The 2,649-nt window shown below is 57.7% G+C and carries 1 protein-coding gene and 1 pseudogene; both read left to right on the forward strand.

Going from position 1 to position 2,649, the window contains the following annotated elements:
* Positions 1-150 precede the first annotated feature (150 nt).
* Positions 151-1,250: pseudogene (locus VZ94_RS29950) on the forward strand (protein-arginine deiminase family protein).
* Between the two features lie 136 nt (positions 1,251-1,386).
* Positions 1,387-2,649 (forward strand): protein-arginine deiminase family protein (locus VZ94_RS21340; RefSeq protein ID WP_204369246.1); only part of this gene is annotated, 1,263 nt, incomplete at its 3' end.

Consider the following 2,649-nt stretch of genomic DNA (forward strand, 5'->3'; position numbering starts at 1 on the left):
GCTGATAGAAATTTAGCAGCAAGTAATTCTGTTTTTTATCAACTTCCATAACAAGCAATAAATTTATTAAATATCATATAGATATAACAAGTTAGGTGCTAAAATCAACAGTATTGGTCTGTGCCGGGGGCGGATAGCAAGCCGCACATTATGCGTATCCTAATCCGCAACGCCCAATCTTGGCGAGCCGGCGCTCGCATGGTGTTCACCATGCGCGGCCCCGATGTCGGGGTCGTGCAGCAATTAACCGACGACCTGCCAGCGACGGTGAGCCAAACTTTGAACTCTCTGGGCAACCTCGACGCGGTTCCGGCACACACAGCCCACGGCGTACGTTACCCGAATGGCCGTATCCTGCTTGGCTCCAGTGAAACCCGGCAGCCCGACCCCAGTTTCGCTGCGATGCTCGCCGCCCAGAAGGCGCAGCCACTCCTGACCATAGACACCTCTTGGCTTACGATTGGCCATGTGGACGAAATCCTCCAGGTGGTGCCCGCACCAGCCGACGGGGCTGGACCCTCGCCGTTCCCGACCCGCGCGGCGCGGTCGCGTTGCTTAGGGCGGCCGCCGCCAACGGTAACGGCTCAGCCAAGCTCTTCATTGGCCGGGCGCCAGATCCGACAGACATCGAAGTCCGGGTAGAGCCCAGCATCGATGAGCTACTCGCCGATGCCAACCTGATGGACGATAACGAACGCGCCGCCGAACACTTGGATCGCGTGCTCGCCAAGCTCCTTGACGATCTAAACATGAAGGAGCGCGAATTGGTCAAACTGCCCGTGCTGTTCCGGAAGTTTAGTCCCATCATTGTACCGTTAAAAAATAGTTTAGGCGGGACAGGTAATAAAGGATCGGTTTTCCGCCAAAACCTCGTGCTGAACCAATTGCAGGCAGGCTCCGACCCGAAGACAAGCCTAGGCGCACCCAAAGCTGATGCCGAACTACCCGAAAGCTACTACGCCTACAGCCCTAACTTAGCCAATGGCGTATTGCTGTCTAGCCCACCTGCCGGTAACGGCGACGCACAACCCGATTGGGTATTCGCCTACACCAAACCGGACGGTCCGTTGATTGACGGCAAGGACATTTTCGCCCAAGCCGCCGTTAAGGCACTGGGCCGGGTCGGGGTGCGCCCTTACGAAATCGATGCCTGGGACTGGGCGCACTTAGGTCAGGGCGAAGTGCACTGCACCAGCAATGTCTGGCGGGATGTCAGCACAGACGCGGCCTGGTGGCAAAATCGGAAATAATTCGGTGTAAGACACGGGCGCGTGCGGATCAGCAGATCCGCACACGTTCTGTCCATCAAATTTTATGACAAAAGGGAACGGTCGGCCTAATCAGCACAGACTTAAAAATTTTTAACCACAACCGAAAAAAAACATCATGCTTAAAAACCGACAAAAACCTATGCACAGTTCCCGACGCAACGGTGGGGTGCTTCCCCTAACAAAATCTGCCGCCTCTGTTGCCGCTTTGCTGGCCTCCGGCCTATGGTTGACCACCGCGCCTGCCTATGCTAACAATTCCGCCGCAGATACCGGCATTAACCGCACAGCTTTGCGCGGCACGTTCCCCGATCTGAGAGTAGATGCCAACCGTGACGGGATAGTTGACTTGAGCGGTAAATCCGACGAACGCTTGGAAGATAGCCAACTGGCACTGTTCTTGCCCAATCTGGATGACGACGCCAAGCGGTGCGGCCCCGGTGAGGACTTGTACAGTGATGCCCTATTTGGAAACGATTACGATCCCAAAGTCGACCGCCGTCTTCTCACCTGTAACGACGCGCAAGACGACATTGTAAACGGTAGCCGCGACGAACAGGATCTCGCCCGTATCCACGCCCTGCCCCTGCCAGACGTGGTGGATCGGGCGACGGTCGTGGTGAGTGGCGCACCGGCGGGTGCGGTCCGGCTGTTCATTCGGCAAGGCGGGCAATTGCGAGCCTTTAATCCGGCCACGGAGAAAGTTCCGGTGCAGGCGCTGCGTAACGGATTGGAATTGCTTCTGGAAGGTCGCGACATCATCCGCGACAACTCATGGGACGGCAGTGTGCGGGTGTCCCTGTACCTGCCCAGCGGTGCCGGCGACAGCGTGCGGCTGCGCGTGGCCCCGCTGCTGTTGCAGCACACCTTACAGCACAGCCAGCGGGTCTTGCTGTCGCCGTACAAGCTACTGAGCCGGGAACAATTTGAGGAACTTTATAAGGACATTCCCGAATATCTCTACGAAGATTATGTGTCCGATTTGCAATTCTTCAATATGGGATATGGCGAGTTCCGCGACACGCTCAACGCCGCGCGCCGCTCCGCCAGAGTCAAACCGGGTCTGAAAGAACTTAATACTAACACCGACCGCTGGACGCAAGATATATTCGAGCCGGCCTATGCATCCGTGCCGGGCGCGGATGGCAAGCCGCAGGTCATGCGCATCCTGATCCGCTCCGCCCAACTTTGGCGAGTCGGCGGTCGTGCGGTGTTCAGCCTGCGCGGCCCCGATGTCGGGGTTGTGCAGCAGTTCAGCACCGACCTGCCAGCGACGGTAGACCAAAGCCTCAACTCCCTGGGCAACCTCGACGCAGTACCTGCGCACACCGCCCACGGGGTGCACTACCCGAATGGCCGCATCCTGCTCGGCTCCGGCGAA

Source organism: Methylocucumis oryzae, assembly GCF_000963695.1.
GTDB lineage: Bacteria > Pseudomonadota > Gammaproteobacteria > Methylococcales > Methylomonadaceae > Methylovulum > Methylovulum oryzae.